The 1763-nt window shown below is 52.2% G+C and carries 1 protein-coding gene; it reads right to left on the bottom strand.

Translation table 11 applies throughout. The features are described 5' to 3' along the window. A partial coding sequence (locus KDK18_RS12560) for a hypothetical protein (protein ID WP_257255271.1) occupies positions 1-1763 on the bottom strand: 1763 nt, incomplete at both ends.

Here is a 1763-nt window from a genome sequence, read left to right as displayed (position 1 = left end):
TCAGGGTCTGTTCGCTGTCAGAAGGTCCGAGGGAAATGACCGAAGCCTGTCCTGAAGCCTTCGCCATTCTTGCAGAAAAATAACTTTTCCCGGTACCGGTTTCCCCCTGCAGGAATATAACGGGTGAGTCCACAAGCCGGTCATGGAGTCGGGATAAGCGACGGCTTTCACGATCCCTCTGATTCATCGAGCCGTGATAAAGATCCCGGGCCAGTACCGACAATGGCTGATCAGCAGAACCGTGCCTCGTCAGTGATTGGGACAGTCGGTTTTCGATGCGTTCAATGCGTTCATCTTCAGAATTCTCCGTTACATATTCTCCCCGGGCAATGTGAAAACAATCGGTGGCCAAAGCCTGAATAGCATCGGATCGGGTCTGCCCTGGTGGCACATGGAGCAGCCATCCAGAGGTCAGCGCATCTTGCAAACGTTTAATCTGCCTTGATGGTCTGATGGCTAACCTTTTATATGGCTTTGCTGCCAGTGGATCGACTGCCAACTGATACGCCATTGCCTCTCGTTGATGTTCAGGCGCATGAGCCACGATCATGGCACAGAGCCTGTCCAGAGATTCTTTTTCAGTTTCCCCTGAAAATGGACTTTCATAGGACAGTTGTAACGCTTCAAATTCAGTGTCCCTGAAGACAGCCGGGTCAAAGGCTCTGGCCAGTGGCCACAGGTTCTGCTTCACAAACGCTCTATCCAGCCGCAGGGCACTATTAATGATGTCATTTAAACGATCCGGGTCTACCGAGGCAGTTTGATTCTCATCCGGTTTTTTATGGGTATCTGGCAAAAACTGCCAACAAGCCACTTTCATAAAATCCCGCACTGACGAGGTCTGCCGGGTGCCATGGGTGATGACGCTATTGATGGCCTTGCGCCAGTGGCTGGGCAGTAGTTGTGGCGACTGGTCAACCTGCTGTGCTCGACGGGCAGCCAGTATCAGGTTATTCAACAACCCTTCGGTCCGTTCAGGCAGACGGTTACAAAGGTGGGCAGGTACGGTTTTAAAGGCTGCGTAAAGTTGCCGAAGTGCCTGTTCGGGCAGCTCAGTCCGGGGGATATCATGCTTGACCGCACTGATCTCCCAGATATCCACCTCAGGACAGGGTTTAGCCGTGGCAACCATTGAGCTGAATATCGAAGATGGGCTTTTCACAGACTCGGGCCAGAGTACGGTGACATGAGCTTGTGGGTAGGCTTGTAATTGGCCATTTACCAACAGAGGTTGCCCGACAGCCAGAGGTTCCAGAAGCTCCTGAAGCGCTGAATTACTTTCCAGTCCCCGCAATATAACAGGCTTGCCAGAGCTTAATGCCTTCTGCAACTCACTCTGACGCCGGCCAAAATATGCCTTTTTTTCCGAGGTGATATGGATATTATCAAACAGCTGACTGAAGCTGGTCAGTTCATTGACCTGAATCACCAGAGAGGCTTCCTGATGATTGATCCAATGACTGGCCTGGGCAGGTTGCCGATAAGTCACGGTATTAAAGACGCTGTGATCTCTCATTGAGTGCACATCGTTTTTTGTCAACCCCAGGGCTTTCGGCTGCTGTTTTGTGTGAGTCACCTGAAGTCGGGGCTCCAGGCCGGTGGTCTCGCGAATCGTCTGCATTGAACCCAGTAAACAAAACCAGAGCGCCTCAGTGAGGGGAGACGTTACGGTGAAGACACCACCCGCCCGAACTTGTTCCAACAGACGGGTGTTAGGGACTGCATAGCCTTCCGGGGCAATGGCAATCGGGTTCAGCCATTGG

This window comes from Endozoicomonas sp. SESOKO3, assembly GCF_024606255.1.
The sequence above is the reverse complement of the archived record's forward strand: the minus strand, read 5'-3'. Positions and strand labels throughout refer to the sequence as shown.